22 protein-coding genes are annotated in these 22,222 nt (G+C 64.6%); 3 read left to right on the forward strand and 19 right to left on the reverse strand.

Annotation, left to right across the window (positions count from 1 at the left end; all coding sequences use genetic code 11):
* Positions 1-39: 39 nt before the first annotated feature.
* From rnz to GGD65_RS27975, 4 genes are read right to left on the reverse strand one after another with little or no spacing between them, the layout of a single operon-like run.
* Positions 40-945 (reverse strand): ribonuclease Z, encoded by a 906-nt coding sequence (rnz, locus tag GGD65_RS27960; RefSeq protein WP_183237274.1) that lies wholly within the window; start codon positions 943-945, stop codon positions 40-42.
* Between the two features lie 53 nt (positions 946-998).
* Positions 999-1,982 (reverse strand): antibiotic biosynthesis monooxygenase, encoded by a 984-nt coding sequence (locus GGD65_RS27965; RefSeq protein WP_183237275.1) that lies wholly within the window; start codon positions 1,980-1,982, stop codon positions 999-1,001.
* A 14-nt stretch (positions 1,983-1,996) separates the two neighbouring features.
* A complete protein-coding gene (gene guaD, locus GGD65_RS27970; protein ID WP_183237276.1) occupies positions 1,997-3,394 on the reverse strand; it encodes a guanine deaminase in 1,398 nt (465 codons plus the stop codon).
* Positions 3,391-4,626: a multidrug effflux MFS transporter gene (locus GGD65_RS27975; protein WP_183237277.1), complete on the reverse strand. Its 1,236-nt coding sequence runs from the start codon at positions 4,624-4,626 to the stop codon at positions 3,391-3,393. The genes guaD and GGD65_RS27975 overlap by 4 nt, the downstream gene beginning before the upstream one ends.
* Before the next feature lie 520 nt (positions 4,627-5,146).
* On the opposite strand from GGD65_RS27975, the gene GGD65_RS27980 reads away from it, so the two are divergent.
* Positions 5,147-6,628 carry an amidase gene (locus GGD65_RS27980; RefSeq protein WP_183237278.1) on the forward strand — a complete coding sequence of 494 codons (1,482 nt, stop codon included), beginning with the start codon at positions 5,147-5,149 and terminating at the stop codon, positions 6,626-6,628.
* A gap of 33 nt (positions 6,629-6,661) precedes the next feature.
* Here the strand turns inward: GGD65_RS27980 and GGD65_RS27985 are convergent, their stop codons facing one another.
* Positions 6,662-7,267, reverse strand: coding sequence for a TetR/AcrR family transcriptional regulator (locus GGD65_RS27985; RefSeq protein ID WP_028145193.1), 606 nt, complete (start codon positions 7,265-7,267; stop codon positions 6,662-6,664).
* A 198-nt stretch (positions 7,268-7,465) separates the two neighbouring features.
* Between GGD65_RS27985 and GGD65_RS27990 the strand changes: the two genes are divergently transcribed.
* Together GGD65_RS27990 and GGD65_RS27995 are read left to right on the forward strand one after the other, a co-directional pair.
* The gene (locus tag GGD65_RS27990; protein ID WP_183237279.1) at positions 7,466-8,710 is read left to right on the forward strand and encodes an efflux RND transporter periplasmic adaptor subunit; all 1,245 of its coding nucleotides are present in this window, start codon (positions 7,466-7,468) and stop codon (positions 8,708-8,710) included.
* 165 nt (positions 8,711-8,875) lie between these two features.
* A complete protein-coding gene (locus tag GGD65_RS27995; RefSeq protein ID WP_183237280.1) occupies positions 8,876-12,076 on the forward strand; it encodes an efflux RND transporter permease subunit in 3,201 nt (1,066 codons plus the stop codon).
* Here GGD65_RS27995 and GGD65_RS28000 read toward each other — a convergent pair.
* From GGD65_RS28000 to GGD65_RS28065, 14 genes are all read right to left on the reverse strand, one after another.
* Positions 12,073-12,801, reverse strand: coding sequence for a sulfite exporter TauE/SafE family protein (locus tag GGD65_RS28000; RefSeq protein ID WP_018319795.1), 729 nt, complete (start codon positions 12,799-12,801; stop codon positions 12,073-12,075). The genes GGD65_RS27995 and GGD65_RS28000 overlap by 4 nt on opposite strands.
* A gap of 14 nt (positions 12,802-12,815) precedes the next feature.
* On the reverse strand, positions 12,816-13,034 hold the full coding sequence (locus GGD65_RS28005) for a hypothetical protein (protein ID WP_246783423.1): 219 nt from the start codon (positions 13,032-13,034) through the stop codon (positions 12,816-12,818).
* Complete coding sequence (locus GGD65_RS28010; protein ID WP_246783421.1) at positions 12,988-13,224, reverse strand: hypothetical protein; 237 nt, start codon at positions 13,222-13,224, stop codon at positions 12,988-12,990. Before GGD65_RS28010 ends, GGD65_RS28005 begins: the two co-directional genes overlap by 47 nt.
* 253 nt (positions 13,225-13,477) lie before the next feature.
* Positions 13,478-14,596 carry a helix-turn-helix transcriptional regulator gene (locus GGD65_RS28015; RefSeq protein ID WP_183237283.1) on the reverse strand — a complete coding sequence of 373 codons (1,119 nt, stop codon included), beginning with the start codon at positions 14,594-14,596 and terminating at the stop codon, positions 13,478-13,480.
* A gap of 104 nt (positions 14,597-14,700) precedes the next feature.
* Entirely contained in the window at positions 14,701-15,819 is a 1,119-nt protein-coding gene (locus tag GGD65_RS28020; protein WP_183237284.1) for a helix-turn-helix transcriptional regulator, read from the reverse strand.
* A gap of 145 nt (positions 15,820-15,964) precedes the next feature.
* Complete coding sequence (locus GGD65_RS28025) at positions 15,965-16,156, reverse strand: hypothetical protein (protein ID WP_179730888.1); 192 nt, start codon at positions 16,154-16,156, stop codon at positions 15,965-15,967.
* The gene (locus tag GGD65_RS28030; protein ID WP_018319790.1) at positions 16,153-16,401 is read right to left on the reverse strand and encodes a DUF6894 family protein; all 249 of its coding nucleotides are present in this window, start codon (positions 16,399-16,401) and stop codon (positions 16,153-16,155) included. The genes GGD65_RS28025 and GGD65_RS28030 overlap by 4 nt, the downstream gene beginning before the upstream one ends.
* 119 nt (positions 16,402-16,520) lie before the next feature.
* On the reverse strand, positions 16,521-17,486 hold the full coding sequence (locus GGD65_RS28035; protein WP_183237301.1) for an AraC family transcriptional regulator: 966 nt from the start codon (positions 17,484-17,486) through the stop codon (positions 16,521-16,523).
* 237 nt (positions 17,487-17,723) lie between these two features.
* The gene (locus tag GGD65_RS28040; RefSeq protein WP_018319788.1) at positions 17,724-18,875 is read right to left on the reverse strand and encodes a LuxR C-terminal-related transcriptional regulator; all 1,152 of its coding nucleotides are present in this window, start codon (positions 18,873-18,875) and stop codon (positions 17,724-17,726) included.
* 304 nt (positions 18,876-19,179) lie between these two features.
* On the reverse strand, positions 19,180-19,680 hold the full coding sequence (locus GGD65_RS28045; protein ID WP_183231885.1) for a hypothetical protein: 501 nt from the start codon (positions 19,678-19,680) through the stop codon (positions 19,180-19,182).
* Positions 19,681-19,770: 90 nt separating this feature from the next.
* Entirely contained in the window at positions 19,771-20,217 is a 447-nt protein-coding gene (locus GGD65_RS28050; protein WP_018319786.1) for a MaoC family dehydratase, read from the reverse strand.
* Between the two features lie 387 nt (positions 20,218-20,604).
* On the reverse strand, positions 20,605-21,027 hold the full coding sequence (locus GGD65_RS28055; protein WP_018319784.1) for a hypothetical protein: 423 nt from the start codon (positions 21,025-21,027) through the stop codon (positions 20,605-20,607).
* A 12-nt stretch (positions 21,028-21,039) separates the two neighbouring features.
* The gene (locus GGD65_RS28060; RefSeq protein ID WP_018319783.1) at positions 21,040-21,261 is read right to left on the reverse strand and encodes a hypothetical protein; all 222 of its coding nucleotides are present in this window, start codon (positions 21,259-21,261) and stop codon (positions 21,040-21,042) included.
* A 142-nt stretch (positions 21,262-21,403) separates the two neighbouring features.
* Entirely contained in the window at positions 21,404-22,222 is an 819-nt protein-coding gene (locus GGD65_RS28065; RefSeq protein WP_183237285.1) for a lytic transglycosylase domain-containing protein, read from the reverse strand.

Genomic DNA, 22,222 nt, shown 5'->3' on the forward strand with positions numbered 1-22,222 from the left:
CCGGACGAGACCGCGACTGGCGATGTTTCGTCGCGACGGCTAGACCACGATGTGATCGAAGTCGGCGGCGATCCGGGTGTTCGGAAAGATCCTCGCCGCCTCGGCGAGAATCTCTTCGTCCTCATAGCGTCCCGACATATGGGTCAGCACGAGCTGCTTCACATTGCTCGCTGCCGCAAACGACGCCGCTTCTGCCGCGGTGAGATGGCCGTAATCCCGCGCGGTCGAGGCGTCACGATCGAGGAACGTTGCCTCGATCACCAACATGTCGGCATCAACGACGTGTTGCGCCAGCCCCTCGGTGGTTTCGGTGTCGCCGATCACGACAAGTTTCCTGCCGCCGCTCGGCGGTCCCAGGACATCTTCCGGATCGATCGTTCGATCGCCGTCGATCACGACCGCCCGGCCTGCGGCCAACTCGCCGCGCAAGGGACCGTCGGGAACGCCCAGCGCCGCCAGCAGATTTGGCTGAAGGTGGCGGCGAGCGGGGCTTTGGAAGACGAATCCAAAACTGTCGGTGTCGCGATGGCGGACCGGAAAACAGTCGATGGTGAAGTCGCCGGCGTCGACGAACCGTCCTGCGGCCAAGGGAGCGAATTCCACCGGAAGCGGCGCCCTGCCCGCACCCCACAACCCGGCCAGCATCTGGATGACCGTCTCGAGCGTCGCTGGACCGCCATGAACCATCATCACCTCGGCGCTCTGCCGCAAGCGCAGCGTCGAGAACAGGCCGGGGATGCCGAGCACATGATCGAGATGCGCATGCGTCAGCAGAATGCGGTCGAGCCGTCGAAAACCTGCGCCACTGCGCAGCAACTGGCGCTGCGTGCCCTCGCCGCAATCGACCAGCATGCGCTGTCCGGCGGCCTCGATCAGCAGGGCCGGATGGTTGCGCTCCGCGGAAGGAACGCTCGCCGAGGTGCCGAGGAATGTCAGGGCAAACATGGTCGTCGATGTCCAGCGACCGCCCCCTCTCCGCGACGGTACGGTGAACGGTCTCACCGTCCCCAATGCCACGCGAGCAACAGCGCGTACAGCCCCATCGACGCGGCGTAGAGCGCGGCAAGAAGTGCGTAGCCCGCGATCTGGCGACTGATCGCGGCCTTCGGCGTGACCCACCAGTCGAGTGCCTTGAAGGCGGCGGGCACGAGCCACCAGCCGAGCAACTGGGTGCTGACGAGATTGCCGACGAACAGCGACAGCCAGATCGGCACGCCATGACTGTCGATCAGCGGCCGGCTGACGAAAGTGCCCCAGAGATAGACCACGGGATAGAGCACCAGGAGGACGATGAGGTTGCTCTTCCAGATCAGGGCCGGGCCCTGCTCAGGAGCCCCGGTCTTGCCGGCCGGGAACCAGAAATTGAAGCCGTAGCTCGCGCGCTTCACGTTCATGCCGGCGTTGAAGCGCTCGCCCTCCTTCAGCAGGGTCTGCCGGACGGGCGAGCCCAGCCATGCATTGAGGTTGGCATCGCTGTCGAACGACAGGATGACGATCCATTCGTCGCGCAAGCCCGGAATCGGCCGCTCGATCTTGTGGCGCAAGAACCCCTTGAACTCGGCCTCGGCAGCCTGGATGCGCTGCTGCCATTTCAGAAACGCGTCCTCGAGTCCATCCGGCACCTTGAAGGAGATGACGGCCGACACCGCGCTGTCACGCTGAACGCCGGTGTCGGGCAGGATATGAACATCCTCCGAACCGACGAAGAAGCGCTGCACCTCCCCAATCAGCCGCGCCCGCACCTCGCTCTGGAGCCAGGCGCGCGCCGCGGCCGGGCTGGCGAAACGCAAAATCGTCACCCAGTCGACATGCGCCGGCGGCTGCGGCGGCACCACCTCCTGCCCCAGGAAACCGGGCCAGGCCTTGAGCGCCTCGCCCACCTCGCCGTTCCATCGCGCGAACGCGGCAAAGCCCTCGTCAGCGATGCGGCGCTGGATGACGAGGGCGACCGGCTTGCCGGCTGTATCCGGAGACGTGCTCATCGTCGCGGTCCGCTTCAGCTCTTCTTGTAGAGCCGCTTGCCCATCACCCAGGTCTCGTCGACGCAGCGATCGTCGCCGACCATCATCACCGCGAACAGCATGCTCGCGGCCTCGTCCATCGTGCGCGGGCCGGCGCCCTCGGCGATCAGCGATTGGTGCCACGCTTGGGCGATCTGCCCGCCGTTCGGATCAAGCGCGACGAAATCAGCTTCCTTGCCGGGCTCGAAATTGCCGAGCTTGTCGTCGATGTAGAGGCCCTCGGCGCCGCCGAGCGTGATCGACCAGAAGCCGCGATAGGGCGAGAGCTTGTTGCGCTCGGCCTCCGCGAGGTCCTTCCGCGTGGGATCGATGCTGCCGTCGAGCAGCGTGTTGTTGCACATGCCGACCTTGTAGGCGTCGTCGAGCACGGAGATCATCGAGAAGCGGTTGCCGCCGCCGACATCGGTGCCGAACGACATCTTCACGCGATGCTCCGGATCGGTGGCGCGGCCGAGGCGGAACAGGCCACTGCCGAGGAACAGGTTGGAGCACGGGCAGAACACCACTGCCGCGCCCTTCTTCGACATGCGCCGGAATTCGTTGTTCGAGAGATAGACGCCGTGACCGCCTGAGAACTTCGGCCCGACCAGGTCGAACTTCTCGTAGACGCCAAGATAGTCCTGGCAGTCCGGGTGCTCGACCAGCACGCCACTGCATTCAGCCGGGTTCTCGGAGATGTGGGTGTTGACCCAGCAATCCGGGTGCTCGTGCTTGAGGCGCTGGCACGCCTTGAGCAATTCCGGTGAGGCGCCGAAGGCGAAGCGCGGCGTGATGGCGTAGAGGTTACGGCCCTTGTTGTGATACTCTGCGATCAGCCGCTTGCTGTCGCGATAGAAATTCTCCGGGGTATCGATGAAGTCCGCCGGCGCGTTGCGATCGATGCCGGTGAGGCCCGCGATGACGCGCATGTTGCGGCGGGCCGCTTCCTCGAACAGTTCCTCGGTTGAAACAGGCGATGAGCTCGTGAAGGCCTGGCAGGTGGTGGTGCCGGAGGCCAGCAGCGCGTCGAGGAAACGCTTGACGCCCTCGCGCGCGTAGTTGCGATCCCGGTATTTGAGCTCTTCCGGATAGACCCATTTCTGCAGCCACGGCAACAGCTGCTCGCCATAGGCCCCGAGCACGCGGGTCTGCGGCAGATGGATGTGGCCGTCGATGAAGCCGGGGACGATGATGCGGTCCTTGATACGGGTGATCTCAACGCCCGGATGGCGGGCGGCGATCGTCTCGTAAGGACCGAACGCCTTGATGACGCCGTCCGTGACGATCATGAGGCCGTCCTGATGAAAGCGCGCGGCGGCCTGCTCGTCGCCGACATGCTTCCAGGGATCGTCGACGAAGTCGAAGAACGTGCCGCGAATACCGACCGTGGTCATGATTGGGTCCCTTCCTTAAGACTGTTTGGCTGGCGCACTGACGGCAAGGAGATCGCGAGCAGCGTGCCCGCGATGGCGCAGAGGCCGAGATAGAGCCATCCGATCGGCGCCTGCGTTGCTTCAGGCAACACCGCCGCGATCGCCATGGCGCCGCTCACGGCGAGATAGCAGAGCGCGCTGATGAGGCCGCCGATCAGGCCGTGGTCGCGTTCGAACAGGCCGAGCGCCATGCCGTACATCATCGGACACAGCACGCCGCAGCCGCCGAGCACCAGCGCGCCGCCGATCGTGATCGACGCGAAATCGAGACCGACGACCATGCCTGTCACGGTCAGCACCGCGGAGCCTGCGAGAAACAGCGCGAAGGCGCCGAAGCCCAGCATGCGGGCCGGCATGACGCGCGCAAAATGCGCGCAGCCGAGCTCGCCGGCGAGGTTGACCCCGCCGAGGCCGAGCGCGACGAGGCCGTAGATCGCCGCCGAGTAACCGAGGCCGGTCTGGTAGAAGAACGGTGCGACGACGCCGAATGCCAGCTGCGCGCTCGCGGCCGCAGCGAACACCAGCACGAAAGCCAGGAAGCCCGGGCGGACCACCGCCTCGCGCAAGATGCCGGCGGTGCGGCGCGGATCGAACGGCGCGCGCCGCTCGGCCGGCAATGTCTCGGGCAGAAGAAACACGACGATCGCAGCGACGATGGCCGCGGCGATCGCAATGATGACGAAGACACCACGCCATGACGTCAGCTCGACGATGAAGCCGCCGGCCGCGGGCGCAAGCACCGGCGCGAGTCCCCAGGCAGCGCCCAGCAGGCCGGAGATCGCCGTGAGCTCACGGCCGCGATAGCAATCGGCCGCAACCGCATAGGCGACGACGAGGCAGGTGCAGCCGCCGATCCCTTGCAGGAAACGCAAGCCGAGCAGCAGCGAGGCGCTGGTGGCGAGCGCGCAGGCGATGCTCATCGCGATCAGCACCGAAAGGCCCGCGAGGAGGACGTTGCGGCGGCCCAGCGTGTCGGAGGCGATGCCGACCGGCACCAGCGCCAGACTCATGCCGAGCATGTAGGCGGTGACGGTGTTCTGCATCGCCGCGGGATCGGCGGCCAGATCCACCACCATCTGCGGCAGGCCGGGCGTATAGGCATCGAGCGGGATCTGGCTGAACGGCACGACGCACAGCAGGATCGGCACGATCCCCCGCTTCGCGCAACCGGCGTCCGAAGCAAATGCGGTCATGAGCAACGCCCCTTTGATTTCCGCGGGCCCCATCTTTTCGTGCGCGCAATGAGACGCGACGATGCAGGTTGCGGAACTTGACGCGCGGGAGCGTGCCAGAACTGTGTGTAAGAATTCTTAGGAGCGCCCGTATCGATACGGCCTTTGACGGCTGATGCCCTGGCCCGGGGGACGCCCAAACAAAAAACGCGAAAACAACCCCATGCAAAGTACAAATCATTGAAGAATTTCGCGCCGCACGCCGCCAAGGCCTGCCGCCGCGGACGTTTGACACGTCGGGCAAAGAAGGCGCTGACTCGCCTGATGGCCGATTGCGAATCCCGCCAGCGCGCCGGTCCGTTAACGGGTCGGAAGGCATAGCTGCTTCGAAGCCCAGCCTCCGCATCGGTGCCCCCGGCAAGCAGATCTGATGTCCGTTGCGCCGCCTCCTCATCCCCCTTTCAAAATCGCATGTTCGGTGCCCCGAGCGATCTGCAGCGGGGTAGCGTCGACACCGCGATGAGATACATTGGAGTTCGTGATGACCGCAGATGCTGCTGACTTGAACTACGGCTCGATCAGAGCACTGGCGAGCGCCCTGCACGCCCGCAAGATATCTGCGTCGGAATTGCTCGAGCACACCATCGCGCGCATCGAGGAACTGGACGGGCGGATCAACGCGGTCATCGTGCGCGATTTCGACCGCGCGAGAGCGGCGGCGCGCGCCGCCGATGCCGCGCTTGGCGGCGGCGAGCAACGGCCATTGCTCGGCATCCCCGTGACCTTGAAAGAGCCCTTCAACGTCGCGGGCCTGCCGACGAATTGGGGCTTTCCGCATTTCAGGGATTTCCAGCCGGCAGAGGATGCCCTCGTCGTCTCGCGGTTGAAGGCGGCCGGCGCCATCGTCATCGGCAAGACCAACATTCCGATCGGCCTCAGGGATTTCCAGAGCTACAACGAGATCTACGGGACGACTAACAACCCGTGGGACCTCGGCCGGTCGCCCGGCGGCTCCTCCGGCGGATGCGGCGCGGCGCTGGCCGCAGGCTTCGGTCCACTCTCGATCGGGTCGGATATCGGCGGCTCGATCCGGGTCCCCTCGCATTTCTGCGGCGTGTTCGGCCACAAGCCGAGCCTCGGCCTGGTCCCGCTCCGCGGATACGGCCTGCCGCCGGCACCGCCCGTCCCCAGCCAGGGCGACCTCGCGGTCGTTGGGCCAATGGCGCGTACAGCTTCGGACCTTGCACTGGCGCTCGACGTGATCGCCGGCCCGGACGAGACGCGCGACGGGATCGGCTATCGGCTTGCGCTGCCCGCCCCGCGCCATGATCATCTTGGGGATTTCAGGATCCTCGTGGTCGACACGCACCCGTTGATGCCGACGGGCGAGGCCGTGCGTTCAGCCATTGGACGATTGGCCGAGCGGTTCGGCAGATCGGGCGCACAGGTGGCGCGCTCGAGCACGCTGCTGCCCGATCTCGCCGAGTCTGCGCGGCTCTACATGAAGCTGCTCAACGCCGCGCGAAGCCCGCGCCTGACACCGGCCGCCCTCGCCGAGGCGCAAGAAGCTGCCGCCGCACTCTCCCCCGACGACCGCAGCCTGCAGGCCGAGCGCGCCCGCGGCTGGGGCATGATCCATCGCGAATGGCTTGCGACCGATGCGGCGCGCTTGCAGCTGCAACGACGGTGGCAGCAGCTATTCCGTGAGTTCGACGCCGTGATCTACCCGGCCGCCGCCGTGCCGGCCTTTCCGCATGACCATTCCGAACCGTTCGACGCACGGCAGCTCGACATCGATGGCAAGCTCTATAATTACTCCGATGCGTGCTTCATCTGGGCCGACCCCGCGTCCACCTGCGGGTTACCTGCGACCGCCGTTCCGATCGAGCGTACGTCGTCGGGCCTGCCGGTCGGCGTCCAGATCATCGGGCCCTATCTGGAGGATCGTACGACGATCGCGCTGGCCGACCTGATCGAACGCGAGTTCGGCGGCTTCGTGCCGCCGCCGGCGCTGTCTGCATAAGCTGCGGGATGACGCGGGCGGCGCTTACGGCCATCACGTTCGGTCGGCCGACTGCGCCTCGACCGCCTGCACGGCGACGCTCGCCACCTGCCGCAGCGCTTCGCGATCTGCGCCCGAGGATGCCATCACGCCCATGCCGACCGCGACGGCCGAGACGTAGCGCGCGAGCGCGGCGGGATCGGCGCTCTCCTTGAGATCGCCATCGGCCTTGGCACGGACAAAGCGGTCGCGGAGCTGGTCCTCGTTCTGGGCGCGGCGGGCGGCGAGCTCGAAGGGGACGTTTTCGGAGCCAGTGCCGCAGGCGATGCCGCCCTGCACGAGCAGGCAGCCGGGCGGATTGGCGGGATCGGTCTGCTTCTCGGCGATGCCCATCAGCATCCGTTCGGCGACGTCGCGGGCGGTGGATGCGGCCACCACCTCGTCCATCCAGACGCCGCGCAGCTTGGTGTAGCGGTCGAGCGCAGCCTTCAGCAGACCTTCCTTGTTGCCGAAACAGGCGTAGAGGCTCGGCGGATTGATGCCCATGGCCTCGGTCAGCTGCGCGATCGTGGCGCCCTCATAGCCATGGCGCCAAAACACTTCCATCGCCTGGTCCAACGCCGTTTCGGCGTTGAATTCGCGGGGGCGTCCCATGCGCATGTGCCTGTCTCCTCGGAATCGGCGGCCTGTGTCAGCTTAACGCCGGTCCTATCTATTTGTTCTGGCTTTCTTTTTCTTGTGTCTTCCAATCGTCGCGGTATTGACGTACATTTTTCTTAGTGAATGGTACATAAGTATCTTGCACCGCGACATCCAGCTCCACATCTGTAGTGAACACTACATATCTGGAGCGCGCAAATGCCCCCCTCCCAAAATACCTCCCGCGCCGGCCGCCTTGGCCGCCTTCTTGGCGGCGTCGCCATCGTGGGCGCCCTCGCCGTAGCCGGTACGATCGCGACCGGCCACTATCTTCGTTCCGCCCAGGCAACCGCAACCGCCGCCGCGGCTGAACAGGCGGTGCCCGTCACCGTCGCCATGATCGAGCCGCGGCAGACGGCGCTGTGGGACGACTTCTCCGGCCGGTTGGAAGCCATCAACCGTGTCGAGCTTCGCCCGCGCGTTGCCGGTGCGATCCTTTCCACCAACTTCACCGAAGGCGCGCTGGTTAAGGCTGGCGACGTGCTGTTCAAGATCGATCCGGCGCCTTACGCCGCCGAGGTCGACAAGGCCAACGCCCAACTCGAGGCCGCAAAGGCGCGCGTGGTGTTCACCACCAGCGAGGTCGAACGCGGCGCGCAGCTGGTCGGCAACGCCGTCGTGACACGCCGCGATTTCGACCAGCGCGAGAACGCCAACCGCGAAGCGATCGCCAGCGTGAAGGCGGCCGAGGCAACGCTCCAGACCGCAAAGCTCAATCTCGACTACACCGAGGTGCGCGCGCCCGTGGACGGCCGCGTCGGCAAGATCGAGATCACCGTCGGCAATCTCGTCGCTGCCGGCACCGCCTCCCCGGTGCTGACCTCGCTGGTCTCGGTCAATCCGATCTATGCGTCGTTCGATGCGGACGAAGAGGTCGTGCTGCGTGCGCTGAACTCGATCGCGGACGCCAAGGGCGGACGCGGCAAGCTCGACCAGATCCCCGTGGAGATGGCGACCTCCGGCGGCCTCTCGGCGAAAGGCCACATCCAGCTCATCGACAACCAGGTCAACGGCCAGAGCGGCACCATCCGGGTGCGCGCGGTGTTCCGGAACGAGGACGGGCGTCTGATCCCCGGCCAGTTCGCCCGCGTGCGCATGGGCCAGCCGAAGCAGCAGACGCTGGTCATGATCGATGAGCGCGCGATCGGCACCGATCAGGACAAGAAGTTCGTGATGGCGGTCGGCGCCGACAGCCGCGCGGTCTACCGTCCGATCACGCTCGGCAGCGCCGTCGACGGGCTTCGCATCGTCACCTCGGGCCTGAAGTCCGGCGATCGTATCGTCGTCAACGGCCTGCAGCGCGTGCGTCCCGGCGCCCTCCTCAAGACGGAGGTCGCAGCGATGGGCGCGCGTGGACCGCAACAGGCATCGAACCACAGCAACCAAGACGTGGTGCAACGCTAATGTTTTCCGTCATCCCGCGGCGCGCGTAGCGCGAACCCGGAATCCAGCAGTTTGGAAACTCCGATCCATCTCACCTCCGAATTCCGGGTTCGCGCGCTGAGTGCGCGCCCCGGAATGACGGGATGAGTTGGCGGAGACACGCAGGATATTGCCCAGGGCAAAGCCATGAATCTCTCAAAGTTCTTCATCGATCGTCCGATTTTTGCCGGCGTGCTGTCGGTCCTGATTTTCCTTGCCGGCCTGATCTCGCTGTTCGCAATGCCGATCTCGGAATATCCGGACGTGGTGCCGCCATCGGTCCTGGTGCGCGCCACCTATCCCGGCGCCAATCCCAAGGTGATCGCGGAGACGGTCGCGACCCCGATCGAGGAGCAGATCAACGGCGTCGAGAACATGCTCTACATGTCGAGCCAGGCGACCACCGACGGCGCGATGACGCTGACGGTGACGTTCCGGCTCGGCACCGACCCCGACAAGGCGACACAGCTGGTGCAGAACCGCGTGCAGCAGGCCGAGCCGCGCCTCCCGGCCGTGGTGCGCCAGCTCGGCATCGTCACCAAGAAGTCCTCGCCCGACCTCACCATGGTCGTGCATCTGTTGTCACCAAACGGCCGCTACGACATGACGTACTTGCGCAACTACGCGGTGCTCAACGTCAAGGACCGGCTGGCGCGGATCGACGGCGTCGGCGACGTCCAGCTCTACGGCGCCGGCGACTATTCGATGCGGGTCTGGGTCGATCCGCAGAAGGCGGCCGAGCACGGCCTGACTGCGAGCGACATCGTCAAATCGATCCAGGCGCAGAACGTCGAGGCCGCCGCCGGAGTCGTCGGCTCCTCCCCGAACGTGCAGGGCATCGACCTGCAACTGTCCGTCAATGCGGAAGGCCGGCTGTCCAGCGAAGAGCAGTTCGGCGACATCGTGGTCAAGACCGGCACGCGCGGCGAGGTCGTTCGGCTGCGCGACGTCGCGCGGATCGAGCTCGGAGCCTCGCAATATGGCCTGCGCTCGCTGCTCGACAACAAGCAGGCGGTCGCGATTCCGATCTTCCAGGCGCCGGGCTCCAATGCGCTGCAGATTTCCGACAACGTCCGCGCCACCATGGCCGAGATCAAGAAGAACATGCCGGAAGGCGTGTCCTACCAGATCGTCTACGACCCCACCCAGTTCGTACGCTCCTCGATCGAGGCCGTCATCCACACGCTGCTCGAAGCGATCGCGCTGGTGGTGCTGGTGGTGATCCTGTTCCTCCAGACCTGGCGGGCCTCGATTATCCCGCTGCTGGCCGTGCCGGTGTCGATCGTCGGCACGTTCGCGGTGATGCACGTGTTCGGCTTCTCCATCAACGCGCTTAGCCTGTTCGGTCTCGTGCTCGCGATCGGCATCGTCGTCGACGACGCCATCGTCGTGGTCGAGAATGTCGAGCGCAACATCGAAGCCGGGCTGTCGCCGCGCGACGCCACCTATCAGGCGATGCGCGAGGTGTCGGGCCCGATCATCGCCATCGCCATGGTGCTGATCGCGGTGTTCGTGCCGCTGGCGTTCATCTCCGGCCTCACCGGGCAGTTCTACAAGCAGTTCGCACTGACAATCGCGATCTCGACCGTGATCTCGGCGGTCAACTCGCTGACACTGTCGCCGGCGCTGTCGGCGCTGCTGCTCAAGGGCCACAACGAGCCGAAGGACCGGCTGACGCTTATCATGGAAAAGAGCCTTGGCTGGTTCTTCCGCGGCTTCAACAAGGCCTTCACGCGCTCCTCGGACAATTACAGCGGCACCGTCACCAAGGTGATCTCGGGCAAGGCCGCGGTGATGGGGCTCTACGTGGTCCTGGTCGGCCTCACCGCCCTCTTGTTCCAGCAGGTGCCGAGCGGCTTCGTGCCGGGCCAGGACAAGCAATATCTGGTCGGCTTTGCGCGCCTGCCCGATGGCGCAACGCTCGACCGCACCGAAGAGGTCATCCGCAAGATGAGCGACGTCGCGCTGACCCAGCCTGGCGTCGAGAGCTCCGTGGCCTTCCCCGGCCTGTCGATCTCCGGATTCACCAACTCGTCCAATGCCGGCATCGTGTTCTCGACGCTGAAGCCATTCGACGAGCGCAAGGGCCCGGCCCTGAGCGGGAATGCCATCGCGACCGACCTGAACAAGAAATACGCGGGCATCCAGGAGGCCTTCATCGCCATGTTCCCGCCGCCGCCGGTCAACGGCCTAGGCACCATCGGCGGCTTCAAGCTCCAGATCGAGGACCGTGCCGGCCTCGGCTATGAGGCGCTGAACGAAGCGACGAAAGCGTTCATGGCGGCGATGCAGAAGGCGCCGGAGATCGCGGGCGTGTTCTCGAGCTTCCAGGTCAACGTGCCCCAGCTTTTCGCCGACATCGACCGCACCAAGGCGCTGCAGCTTGGCGTGCCCGTCACAGAAGTCTTCAACACGCTCCAGATCTATCTCGGATCCTACTACGTCAACGACTTCAACAAGTTCGGCCGCACCTATTCGGTCTATGTCCAGGCCGACGCGCCGTTCCGTGCACGCGCCGACGACATCAGGCAGTTGAAGGTGCGTTCGTCCTCGGGCGACATGGTGCCATTGTCGGCGCTGCTCAATATCCGCCAGAGCGCGGGACCGGAGCGCGCGATCCGCTACAACGGTTTTCTGTCGTCCGACATCAACGCCGCCGCCGCGCCCGGCTTCTCGTCGGGCCAGGCGCAGGAGGCGGCAACCCGGATCGCGGCGGAGACGTTGCCACCCGGCTTTGCCTTCGAGTGGACCGACCTGACCTATCAGGAGTTCATCGCGGGCAATTCCGGTCTCTGGGTGTTTCCGCTGGCGATCCTGCTGGTGTTTCTGGTGCTGGCCGCGCTCTACGAGAGCCTGACCCTGCCGCTTTCGATCATCATGATCGTGCCGATGGGCCTGCTCGCCGCCATGTTCGGCGTCTGGATCTCCAAGGGCGACAACAACGTCTTCACCCAGATCGGCCTGATCGTTCTCGTGGGACTCTCGGCCAAGAACGCGATCCTGATCGTCGAGTTCGCGCGTGAGCTCGAATTCGCCGGGCGCACGCCGATCCGCGCCGCGATCGAGGCGAGCCGCTTAAGGCTTCGCCCGATCCTGATGACGTCGATGGCCTTCATCATGGGCGTGCTGCCGCTGGTGCTGTCGACCGGCGCGGGCTCGGAGATGCGGCGAGCCATGGGCGTTGCCGTGTTCTCCGGCATGATCGGCGTCACCGTTTTCGGCCTGTTCCTGACGCCGGTGTTCTATGTGCTGCTGCGGACCGTGACCGGTAACAAGCCGCTGGTGCATCACGGCAGCGACATCAGCGCGGCGCCGGTCCAGGGACTTCACGAAGTCCAAGGACACTAGATCAGGGATATCCCCGACACGAGCAACAGAACGAGCACGGTCTTGCGAAAGACCGTCTCGTTGACCCGGTGGAAGGCGATCACGCCGAGCGCCGAGCCGGCGAACAACGCCGGCAGGCTGACGGCAAGGTCGACGAAGACCTTTGACGACAGGTCCTGATGCCCGACCAGCAGCGCGATGGCAAACAGCTGCATTGCCGCGATGAAGGGCTGCACCAGGCCGCGCTGCTCGCTCTTGGGCATGCCGCGCATGTCGCACCAGATCGTCGGGATCGCGCCCGGCATCGCGGTGAGCCCGCCGACGAGCCCTCCTCCGAATCCGATCAGCGCCACCCAGTGCCGGCCGACCGCCTCGCCTGCCGTCACCAGCGTCGGCCGCAGCAGCATATAGGCCGCATAGAGCGCGACGATGATACCGAAGCCGCGCCTGAGCAGATGCGTATCCGCGCTCTGCAACAGCGACACCGCGATGGGCACACCGATCAATCCGCCGACGATCAGCAGCAGACTGCCTTCCCAGCGGATGCTGCGCCGGAGCGCCCACAGATTGGTCGCCTGCACGCCGATGCTGCACGCCATCATCAGCGGCACGGCTTCGAGCGGCTGAAACACCCGCAGCAGGATCGCGCCCGCGACGGCCGAAAACGCGAAACCCGAGAGTCCTGATACGAAGGCGCCGGCGAAGACGGCAACGCTAAGCAGAATCAGAGTCGTGACGTCAGGCACGGACCGTCCTCCCGTCAATCATAGGGGATCTGCGGAACGACAGCATCCGGGCGCTCGGTGCAGGCGGCCGCCTCGCGCGGAAACGACATTTGCATCGCATGGGCGTGGGATCGTTCCAGAACCGCCAGCCCGACCAGTTGAAGAGTGACGAGCGCCCCGGTCAGCGCGATCGCGACGATGTTGAAATTACGCGCGCTCGTAGGCGGGCTCGCTGGCGGCGCGCTCGCGCGCATCAAATCCGTGGGCATTTCCTGAAACATCCTCTTGCTTGCTGACCGGAATGATATCGTTCAAAGGCAATGCTTCGCCGGGCTGGGACAGCAAGTGGTGATAGCGTTGCAATGCGCGTTGCGCGTCGATCTTGCGCTGCTCGCGAAACACGGCGCCGACGCGAGCGACGATATCGCGGAACCTATCGGCCATCGCAAGTGACGTCCTTCGCATAACGACCTCCTCTCAACCTGTGCGCGAGAATGGTGAGATTCACTCCAGCCTGCTGTGAGTTGCTTCACAAAGAAGCCTGATACGTCGAACAAGAAATCGTGTGACGCGTCTGTAGAAGGAAACGCAAAAAAACGCGTCATTCGATCGAATGACGCGCGATAACTTTCTAATGATGTCTCTGTTTGAACCTATCCCCGTGCTGCCGCGAAGAGCGACGCGAGGCGCGTGCGCGTCAGTGCAGAAGCGGATTGGAAAATCCCGCCGCAAGCTTGACCAGATCGGCCTGACGGGACACACCGGTCTTGGCAAAGACACGATGCAGATGCGTCTTCACCGTGGTCTCGGCGATCCCGAGGGCGGCCGCCGCCTCCGGCACACCGCCGACCTCGACGATCGATTGCAGAACCCTCAGTTCCGCGGGCGTCAGTTCGAACGTGCGGTCGATCAGGCCGGCACATGAGCGGCTGTCGAGTTCCGCCTTCCAGACCAGCAAGGCTCCAACGGCCGAGGTGCGCTCGGTCGCGCCATCACGCAGCAGCGAGGGCAGCGCAATCACGTGCGCGACGTAGTGCGAACCGTCGTGCGACGTCAGAGGGATCTTTCGACCTTCGGCCGCAGCCAGAGCCACCTCTCCCGGATCGCGGAAGATATTGCGGAGGGCCAGATTGGCCTCGGAGGATCTCGTCACCAGCCGGCCCGAGATGGAGCGCAGGACATCGTCTGCGGCCAGGATCGTCTCGGCCGCCGGATTGCTGTGGACGATCCGACAGGCTGCATCGAGCAGGATGACGCCGGCATTCAGGCGATCCACGACGTCGGCCAGTGCGGTCGCGCGTTGCTGCTTCCGCTCGATCGCGCGGTTGATCATCAGCGCCCGGCTCGCATGCGGGACCAGGAACTGCATTCGCGCGCGCTGCTCGGCATCGAGCATCTCCCTGCCCGGGATGACGGTCAGCAACATCGGGCACGGCGACTTCGATTGCTCCAGCACCACGTTGGCGACGTCGACGCAGCCCTGGGGCTGCAGCCATTCCTGGTAGAATCGCCCGCGGCGGTACTGGTCGAAATTCACGAGGTCCGGGATGTTGCGCACCTCGCCATACCCAGGAAGCCGGGCGAGTGGATCGTACCGGGAGTAGGTTTCTGAATAGAGCTGGATGTAGTGCGGATCGACCCCGCAATAATAATGGGTCGCCCCGGACTTGCTGACCGTATCCTTCGAAATCAGGCCGCAGGCCTGGCTGCCGATGAAGGCATTGAGCATGACGACGACCTCGGTCCACAACTCAGGGTGGAGCCCGGCATCATAGATGCTCTCGATCAGCTCGGAATGTCTTGGAAGTCGGGGCATCGGAAGAGCCAATGGTCAAATTCGAAGATTTGCGGATTTCTTCGTGCCCGGCGGCTCCTGTGAGTCTGTCGCGGGAGAAAAAGGTTCAACGCCGACGGCGAGCTTCAGTGGACGAGCGGATTGGCAAAACCCGCGGCGAGCTTGACGAGATCGGCCTGCCGGGACACGCCGGTCTTGGCAAAGACGCGATGCAGATGCGTTTTCGCAGTCGTCTCTGCGATACCGAGCGCTGCCGCCGTCTCGGGGATGCCGCCGACCTCGACGATCGACAGGAACACGCGGAGCTCCGCCGGCGTCAGCTCGAAAGTCCGCGCGATCAATTCGCCACAGGACTGTCCGCCGAGCGAGACCTTGCGCACAAGCAGCGCACCGGCGGCGTCGGCCACGCGCTCGCTGCCGTTGCGCAGCAGGGACGACAACGGCAGCATGTGAGCGACATAACGCTCGCCGGTGGCGGACGACAGCGGAATCGCATGACCGCTCGCCGCAAGCATTGCACCGTCGCGATGGTCCGCAAACGCCTTGCGCAGGGTCTGATTGGCTTCAGCGCTGCCGGTCACGAGTTGCCCGGCAACGGACCGGACCACGTCATCGGCCGCGAGCAGGACCTGACCGGCCGAATTCGCATGCACCAGACGGCAGAAGCCATCGAGCAGGAAGATCCCGACCGTCAAACTGTCGAGGACATCAGCCAGTGCCGTCGCCAGCGTCAGTTGCGCGGTCATGGCGCGGTTGATCAGCAGCGCGCGGCTGGCGTGCGGCACCAGCAGCGAGAGGCGCTGCTTCATGCCCCGATCGACCATGCGGCGGCCCGATAGCACGGTCATCATCACCGGGCAGCTCGCATTCGATATCTCGAGCACGACATTGGCCGCATCGCTGCACCCCTGCGGCTGCATCCATTCCTGGTAGAAGCGCCCGCGCCGGTATTCTTCGAAATTGACGAGATCCGGAATGCTCACAATCTTGCCGTGTGGCGGCAGCACCGTCAACGGATCGAACTTCGAATGGGTCTCGGCATAGAGCTGGATGTAGTGCGGGTCCGCTCCGCAATAGTAATGCGTGACACCGGATTTGCTGATCGAATCCTTCGAGAACAGCCCGCAGGCCTGGCCGCCGACGAAATCCCGGATGCCGGCCACCGCGTTATTCCACAGCGAGGGATCGAGCCCGGCATCGTAGATGGACTCGACGAGATCTGGCAGCTTTTGCGATCCGTGCATGGCTCAAAATGGCACTGAATGATCAATGCCGGCGAGCCTAACACAACCGTAGCATGCGACATCCTCCGATCGGAGGAGGCGCCGGCCGGGCGGATGGAGCCCGGCCGGCGGGCATCGCGTTCGAGCCGCCAGGGCTGATGCCGGCTCAGAACGCGACGCGAACGCCACCCTTGGCCGTGCCGGTGCGGCTCTGGTCGGACATCATCATGCCCTCGACCGCGCCGAACACGGACAAATTGGCCCCGGTGCGGTAGTCGAAGCCGAGGCCGGCCACCGCGCCGATGAATGCGCCCCGCGTCGAACTGGTGCAGAGTTGCTGCACCGAAGCGGCGCTCACGCCTGGTCCCAGCCCTGCTTCTCCGCGCATTCCGACCAGACCGGGGCGCGATAGATTTCGCGGCCGCTGTTGTCCCTGACGCGGATCCAGGCGTCGCGGTCACGCAGATCATCACGCCAGACGAAGAGATGGCTTGCCATCTCGTTGGCCACCACGAATGTCGCTTCCGCACATTCGAACACCATGCCGCCCGGGTCGATCTTCACGATGTTGCCGACCAGGAGGTCGAAAAAGAAACGGCGCATTCAATACTCCGGCTGCGGATGCCGCACGCAACGCTTGGGTCATGGCTTCGCAATCAAGGATCACGGACCCCTGTCTGCTGGCTGAAATCGGCAGTTGGCTGCAATTCAGTCGCGCGTGGTCACGGCATTTCGCCGCTCCTGATGTCGCTCGGCGTCGCGTTATAGGTCCGCCGGAAACAGCGGTTGAAATATGAGAGATCGCCGAAGCCGACATCGTAGGCGATCGAGCTCACCGTTCGCTCGGCGTATCCGGGCTCCCGCAGCATGCGATGCGCGCGCTTGACGCGCTGCTCGATCAGGAATGAGGAGAACGTCTTGCCGTCGGCCTCGAACAGGCGCTGGAGATAGCGCGGCGTCACGCCGAGTTCCTGGGCGACCGAGGCCACCGACAGATCCTGCCGCCAGCAATTGTTGGCGATGGAGACTTTCGCCTTCTGGAGCCGCGCCGCCTTGACGCCACGCCGTCCGGCCAGCTCCCGCGCTTCACCGGTGGCACCGAGGACGAGCGCCAGTAGATCGTGCAGATGCCCGACCCCGAGCTGCCGCAGCAAAGGCGTCGCGAACGCGTTCTCCCGCACCAGCGTCACCGCGTAGTCGACCAGCAGCCTCAGTCCGGCGGAGCTTTCCGGCATGACGCGCATCACGGCATCATCGACGTCCACGATCATCGGCGCCAGCACGCGCCTCGGCACGCGCAGCGAGAAGCAGCTTCCCAGCGACAGCCGCTCGAACGTCGTGACGTCCTCCGCGCTCGTCAACACCGCCTCCCCTGCATGAAGCCTCAGATCGTGCCCCCGCTCGGATATGCCGAGAACGCCGGACCTGTTCACGATCAGGGCGAGGCTGTCGTCGCCATCGGCCACCAGTTGCTTGGTGCGAAGGACCCGCGCGCCGCACAGGCCCCCGATCAACAACTGGGCTTCCGGCAAGACATGAGAGGTGAAGCTCGCCGCGGCCGGCTTTCCTTCCCTTGCCTCGACCTCCGCCTTCAGCACCCCGCGGCAGTAGAAATCGCGGAGCAACGGGATGCGCTCGTTTTCGGGAATTTCGTTCGTTGAAACATTGAGAACGGAAAAATCAACCATGCTGCTCACTGCAATCTCTCCAGCCGACGAGCAGACCGGCCACACGCTGTCGTTTCCTCAGACGCGCGTTCGGTGCCGTTGTGGCAAGCTTCGCGGCGCTCGCTGCTCTTCAATTATCAGAAGCGCGATATACGAAAGTCCTGAATGACTCGCGTCCTGCATTCGGATGACCCGCGAGCGCCGATCATCACAATGGATTGAGAACGCGGCACGTAACATCGAGGCATATGAAATGAATCACGCGGCGCCGTCATCGCCGCTCGTTCGCCGCGCGAACGGCACGGCAAAGCCGGCGGCGATCTTCACCAGATCAGCCTGCCTGCCGGCGCCCGTCTTCTCGAACAGGCGACCGAGATGCGTCTTCACCGTCGTCTCGGCGATGCCGAGTTTTGCGGCGATGTCGGGGACACCGCCGATCTCGATGATCGCCATCAGCACGCGCAATTCGGACGGCGTCAGCCTGAAGGCTGCGGCGATCGCGTCGGCTGCGAGCAGCGGCAGCATGGAAGCTCTTTGAACGAAGAGCATCGTAGCTGCAACGTCCCTTGGCAGGCTGCGATCCCGCTTCAGCGGAAAAGCATGGAGCAGATAATGCTGCCCATCGGCCGACGTCGCAAGTTCGATCTGACGACGAGCCGCGGAATGTGTGCCTTCATCGAATTCGCACAGGCCGCGGAATATTTTGTCGGTTCGGGTGTTGCGGGCCACGATCCGGTCGCCGACGATCGCAAGCAGATTGGCATCGGCGAACAACTGACGGCATGCCGCATTGGCATGGACGACCCGGCCGTCCGCGTCGAGCAGGCAGATCGCCGTGTTCAATCCGTCGAGGACGTCGGCAAGGTCGTCCACCGTATGCGAGCGTGCCCTGATCTGCCGGCCCATGATCTGCGACCGATGGATGTGCGGAGCGAGCAGCCGCATGCGCTCGCGCATCGCCTCGTCAACGGTTCCGCGGGAGCGATGGCGCAGCACCTGCAGGATCGTGGTGCGCGCGGCCGTCTTCTCGAGCGCGACTGTCGCAAGGTCTATCGCCCCTTGCGGCTCCACCCACTCGCGATGGAAGCTCGTCTCGAGGAAGTCCGCATGGGGCATGATGTCGGTCACGCCGATCGTCTGTTCGGGCGCGAGGGTGAGATGACGGTCGAGCAGAGGATCGAGCTCCACATACCGGTCGCGATAAAGCTGACGGAAGCGGGCGTCGGTTCCAAAATGCTGGTGAATCTCGATCGAAAGCCGCGCTGAATCCCTGGACAGGATCATCGCGGCGCAACCACCGACGAACTGCGAAACCTGCTCCAACGCGCCGCTGCGCAAGGCGGGGTCAACCGCCGCGTCGTAGATCTCGCCGATCAGAGACGAGAACCGATTTGCCTGGTGGGTCGTCATCGGACGGACGACGCCATCTGCGTGCGGCCCGTCCGAGACGGAGAGCCCACGATCCGGGAACTGACGGAGAAGACGGGCCGGTCAATTGCCGCCTTCGACGAGGAAAAAACGTTGCAGCCAGATGCTGGAATATCGAACATCGTCCTTGCGTAACGTCAACCGCAGGGTGCGGCTTGGACTGTTTCGCCAAAGACTAGGATAAATGCGAACAGCGCGCGGACTGTGTGCGACGAGTCACGCGCCGGTTCGCTGCCACCTACTTCGTTGCCGACGTCCTGCCGCTTTCACGGCCGGCAGCGGCAACTTATTTCCGGTTCTCCTCGCAGAACTTCAACGCCGCCAGCGCTTCGCCGGCACGCGGTACCTGCATCTCGATACTGTCGTCGTCATCGTCCTCGAAATCGAGCGTCAGGCGCCTCGCCTTCGACAGGCGGTCCATCATCGACTGGTCGTACTCGAAGATGCCGCGCACGGTGGTCTTGTCCATGACCTCCCACTTCGCCTTCTTCATGATGTCCGCATCATCAGTGCCGACATCGGCCCGAAGGATCTCGCCGACATTCTCCCATTCCCAGCCATCGTAGATCATCACGATCACGATCGCCTTCTCGGAATAGGTGATCACGATGACGTAGTCGCGGTTCTCGTCATCCTTGTCCTTGTAGCCGCGGCTTGCATTGCAATGCGTGTCCTGCGTGCGCTTTTCGATGGTCCAGTCGCCGACCCTGGATTGTTGCGCATGCGCCGGCCCGGCGCTTAAGGCGCCCGTCGCGATCAGCAAAGCGGCAAGAAGGAATCGTTTCATGTCAGCCTCCAGCGCGTTCCCCGGGCCGAGATGACCACCTCCGCGGGAGGGCCGCAAGGGCTTACCCCGGCAGAACGGCGGCGCTTGTGCCTATCCTCGCCGCGGCACGATCGCGATGGGGGTGAAGGTGTAAACCTCCTCGCCGCTCTGGTTGAACATGGTCCATTTCACCAGCGCAATACCCTGCGGCTTCGACTTCGAGGGTGTCAGGCTCATGACCTCCCCGACCAGATGCAGGCGATCATTGGGCCGTACCGGCATCGTCCAGCGCAGGCCGTCGACGCCGGCGCCGATCAGCGGGTGCGGGCCGAATGGGCGGGTCTGGATCGCGAGGTTCATGGCAATCGCCGCGGTGTGCCATCCCGATGCAGCAAGGCCCTTGAACAGGGTCGCCTTGGCCGCCTCGTGGTCGAGATGCATCGGCTGGGGATCGAACTCGGCCGCGAAGCGCTTGATGTCGGCTTCGGTGACCACGACCTCGGGGGACCTAAACCGCATTCCGATCGCCAGATCATCGAACCATTCGACCTGCGCCATGATTTTGCCTCGCAATGTCTTGCGCCGCCTTCGAAGAGGCGGCCAAAGGGCTCCAGCAATAGCGGGACCGCAGCGCACAAAACCAGCCCCGAGGTTCCCCGCGAAACCCCTTTCCCGAGGCGACGAAACACCGCTGAAACAGATCGCCGCTTAAGTCGTTGTCAAAATAAATACAGGGACGGCTACCATGCAATTCCTTCTCGACCTGATCTACGACTATTCCTGCTGTCGCAACCTCGTTGCCCATTCACTACGGGAGGACGAGCTATGATCGAGCTGATCTCGGGCCTGCTCGCCCTTTGCAGCGCCGGTGTCTTCGCGGCGCACGCGCTGGACGCCTACCGCACCACGCACCACTAACCACCGACCGCTTCGCTGTTTCAGCCGCTAGAAAGGCCGCCGGTAGAAGTGCTCCGAATGCGTTGCCGGCGGAAACCGGTTGGCGAGAGAGAGCGCGCCTGTCTCATCCGTCTCGAGCGCGATCTTCTGCGCCAGCATGACGTCGCCCGGCACCAGGAAGCCTGACGGGACGAAGCACCATCCCATCGTCGCGCGGCCTTCGCCGTCGATTTCGTGGACATTGGCGGCGGTGCCGTAGTGAATGCGGTAGGTCTTGCCGGTGTCGCATCCGATGACGTCGAAATACCGGTGCTCTTCGAATTGGGCGCGCTGTGCGGGCGAGAGCCAATCGAAGAGCAGCCGGCGACCACGGGCATCCGGCGTGTTCTCGCCGAAGAAGCGCCGGTACAGTTCACGCAGCGCATGCAGACGCGCACGCGCCGGCGCGCGGAGCCAAACCGCCGTAATCATGAGCAGCTCAGATCAACCGCCGACCAGGCGGGGATAGAACAGCGTTTCCTGCGCGGTCGGGTCGAACGATCTGATACGAGTGACTTCGCCGGGTCCGTTGCGAAGGGCCGCGGTGAAGCCGGCTCCGGTCAGCTCCCGAAAGCGCCGTTCGGCTCGCGCCAGCGCTTCGGCATTGCCAGGATCAAACTCGTGGCGCGTATCGCCAGTCTGGTCCATCACGATCTGGGTTGCCATGTTGAGTCTCCTCATGCCCAGCCCTGAATCTGATCAAAGCAAACCTCGTGCCCTCGGTTCCTGATGGCAACAACTTTCTCATGCCGGCCCATCACGCCTTGCTGAGCAAGAGCGTTTTCGAGCGAAGTGGACGGGGTTTTCGTCAGCGCGAGGCCGCCGCCCCGCCGCCCTCGTCGATCTGCCGGCCCATCAGCGCGATCGCCTTCTGATAAACGCCGGCCGCATTCCAGGCCTCGATGGCGGCGAAATTAGGCTCGCCCGGCTGGTAACCGGCTCCTGCTTTCCAGCCATGACCTTTGAGGAAATTCGCCGTCGAGTTCAGCGCGTTGGCGGCCACCTCGAGATTGCCGGTACCATAGGCCAGGATGTTCTTGGGCATGAACTGGGTCTGGCCGACCTCCCCGTGCATGGAGCCACGGGTTGCCCCCGTCAGCGTGCCGCGGTCGACCAGCTTCAAGGCCGCGTAGAGCTGGTCGGTGAAGAATTCAGGACGCCGGCAGTCATAGGCCAGGGTTGCGATCGACGACAGCATGTTCTGGTTGCCGCGCTGGCTGCCGAAACCGGTCTCCATGCCCCAGATCGCGATCAGCGGGCCAGGCGGGACGCCATAGCGCTGCTGGATGGAGGCGAACAAGGCAGCCTGAGACTGCTTGAGCTGCCGCCCCTTGGCGACGATGGTGGTGGCGCCGCGCTTGGCGAGAAACTGGTCGAGCGTCAGCGAAAAGCTGCGCTGGCCGCGGTCGGCCGCGATGGTGGCACTGGCGTAGTTGGTCTGCATCAGCGCCGAGAGCGCGGTCTGGCCGATGCCCTTGCCTTGCGCCTCCGCGCTGAACTCGCGCTTCCAGGCCTCGAACCCGCCCGGCCCGTTGCCGCAGGTGGCGGCCTCGGCGCGGGGCGCCAGAGAGAGCACCAGCGCTGTGGCGCCGATCATGGCCGTCGCAACGGTCCTGCCCTTGGTCAT

The sequence above is a fragment of the Bradyrhizobium sp. CIR18 genome, assembly GCF_014198295.1.
Taxonomy (GTDB): domain Bacteria; phylum Pseudomonadota; class Alphaproteobacteria; order Rhizobiales; family Xanthobacteraceae; genus Bradyrhizobium.

Bases quoted from the DNA above. Each gene is read 5' to 3' on its own strand.
- rnz (WP_183237274.1), bottom strand. From the start codon at position 945: ATGTTTGCCCTGACATTCCTCGGCACCTCGGCGAGCGTTCCTTCCGCG.
- GGD65_RS27965 (WP_183237275.1), bottom strand. From the start codon at position 1,982: ATGAGCACGTCTCCGGATACAGCCGGCAAGCCGGTCGCCCTCGTCATC.
- guaD (WP_183237276.1), bottom strand. From the start codon at position 3,394: ATGACCACGGTCGGTATTCGCGGCACGTTCTTCGACTTCGTCGACGAT.
- GGD65_RS27975 (WP_183237277.1), bottom strand. From the start codon at position 4,626: ATGACCGCATTTGCTTCGGACGCCGGTTGCGCGAAGCGGGGGATCGTG.
- GGD65_RS27980 (WP_183237278.1), top strand. From the start codon at position 5,147: ATGACCGCAGATGCTGCTGACTTGAACTACGGCTCGATCAGAGCACTG.
- GGD65_RS27985 (WP_028145193.1), bottom strand. From the start codon at position 7,267: ATGCGCATGGGACGCCCCCGCGAATTCAACGCCGAAACGGCGTTGGAC.
- GGD65_RS27990 (WP_183237279.1), top strand. From the start codon at position 7,466: ATGCCCCCCTCCCAAAATACCTCCCGCGCCGGCCGCCTTGGCCGCCTT.
- GGD65_RS27995 (WP_183237280.1), top strand. From the start codon at position 8,876: ATGAATCTCTCAAAGTTCTTCATCGATCGTCCGATTTTTGCCGGCGTG.
- GGD65_RS28005 (WP_246783423.1), bottom strand. From the start codon at position 13,034: ATGCGCGCGAGCGCGCCGCCAGCGAGCCCGCCTACGAGCGCGCGTAAT.
- GGD65_RS28010 (WP_246783421.1), bottom strand. From the start codon at position 13,224: ATGGCCGATAGGTTCCGCGATATCGTCGCTCGCGTCGGCGCCGTGTTT.
- GGD65_RS28015 (WP_183237283.1), bottom strand. From the start codon at position 14,596: ATGCCCCGACTTCCAAGACATTCCGAGCTGATCGAGAGCATCTATGAT.
- GGD65_RS28020 (WP_183237284.1), bottom strand. From the start codon at position 15,819: ATGCACGGATCGCAAAAGCTGCCAGATCTCGTCGAGTCCATCTACGAT.
- GGD65_RS28030 (WP_018319790.1), bottom strand. From the start codon at position 16,401: ATGCGCCGTTTCTTTTTCGACCTCCTGGTCGGCAACATCGTGAAGATC.
- GGD65_RS28035 (WP_183237301.1), bottom strand. From the start codon at position 17,486: ATGGTTGATTTTTCCGTTCTCAATGTTTCAACGAACGAAATTCCCGAA.
- GGD65_RS28040 (WP_018319788.1), bottom strand. From the start codon at position 18,875: ATGACGACCCACCAGGCAAATCGGTTCTCGTCTCTGATCGGCGAGATC.
- GGD65_RS28045 (WP_183231885.1), bottom strand. From the start codon at position 19,680: ATGAAACGATTCCTTCTTGCCGCTTTGCTGATCGCGACGGGCGCCTTA.
- GGD65_RS28050 (WP_018319786.1), bottom strand. From the start codon at position 20,217: ATGGCGCAGGTCGAATGGTTCGATGATCTGGCGATCGGAATGCGGTTT.
- GGD65_RS28055 (WP_018319784.1), bottom strand. From the start codon at position 21,027: ATGATTACGGCGGTTTGGCTCCGCGCGCCGGCGCGTGCGCGTCTGCAT.
- GGD65_RS28060 (WP_018319783.1), bottom strand. From the start codon at position 21,261: ATGGCAACCCAGATCGTGATGGACCAGACTGGCGATACGCGCCACGAG.
- GGD65_RS28065 (WP_183237285.1), bottom strand. From the start codon at position 22,222: ATGACCAAGGGCAGGACCGTTGCGACGGCCATGATCGGCGCCACAGCG.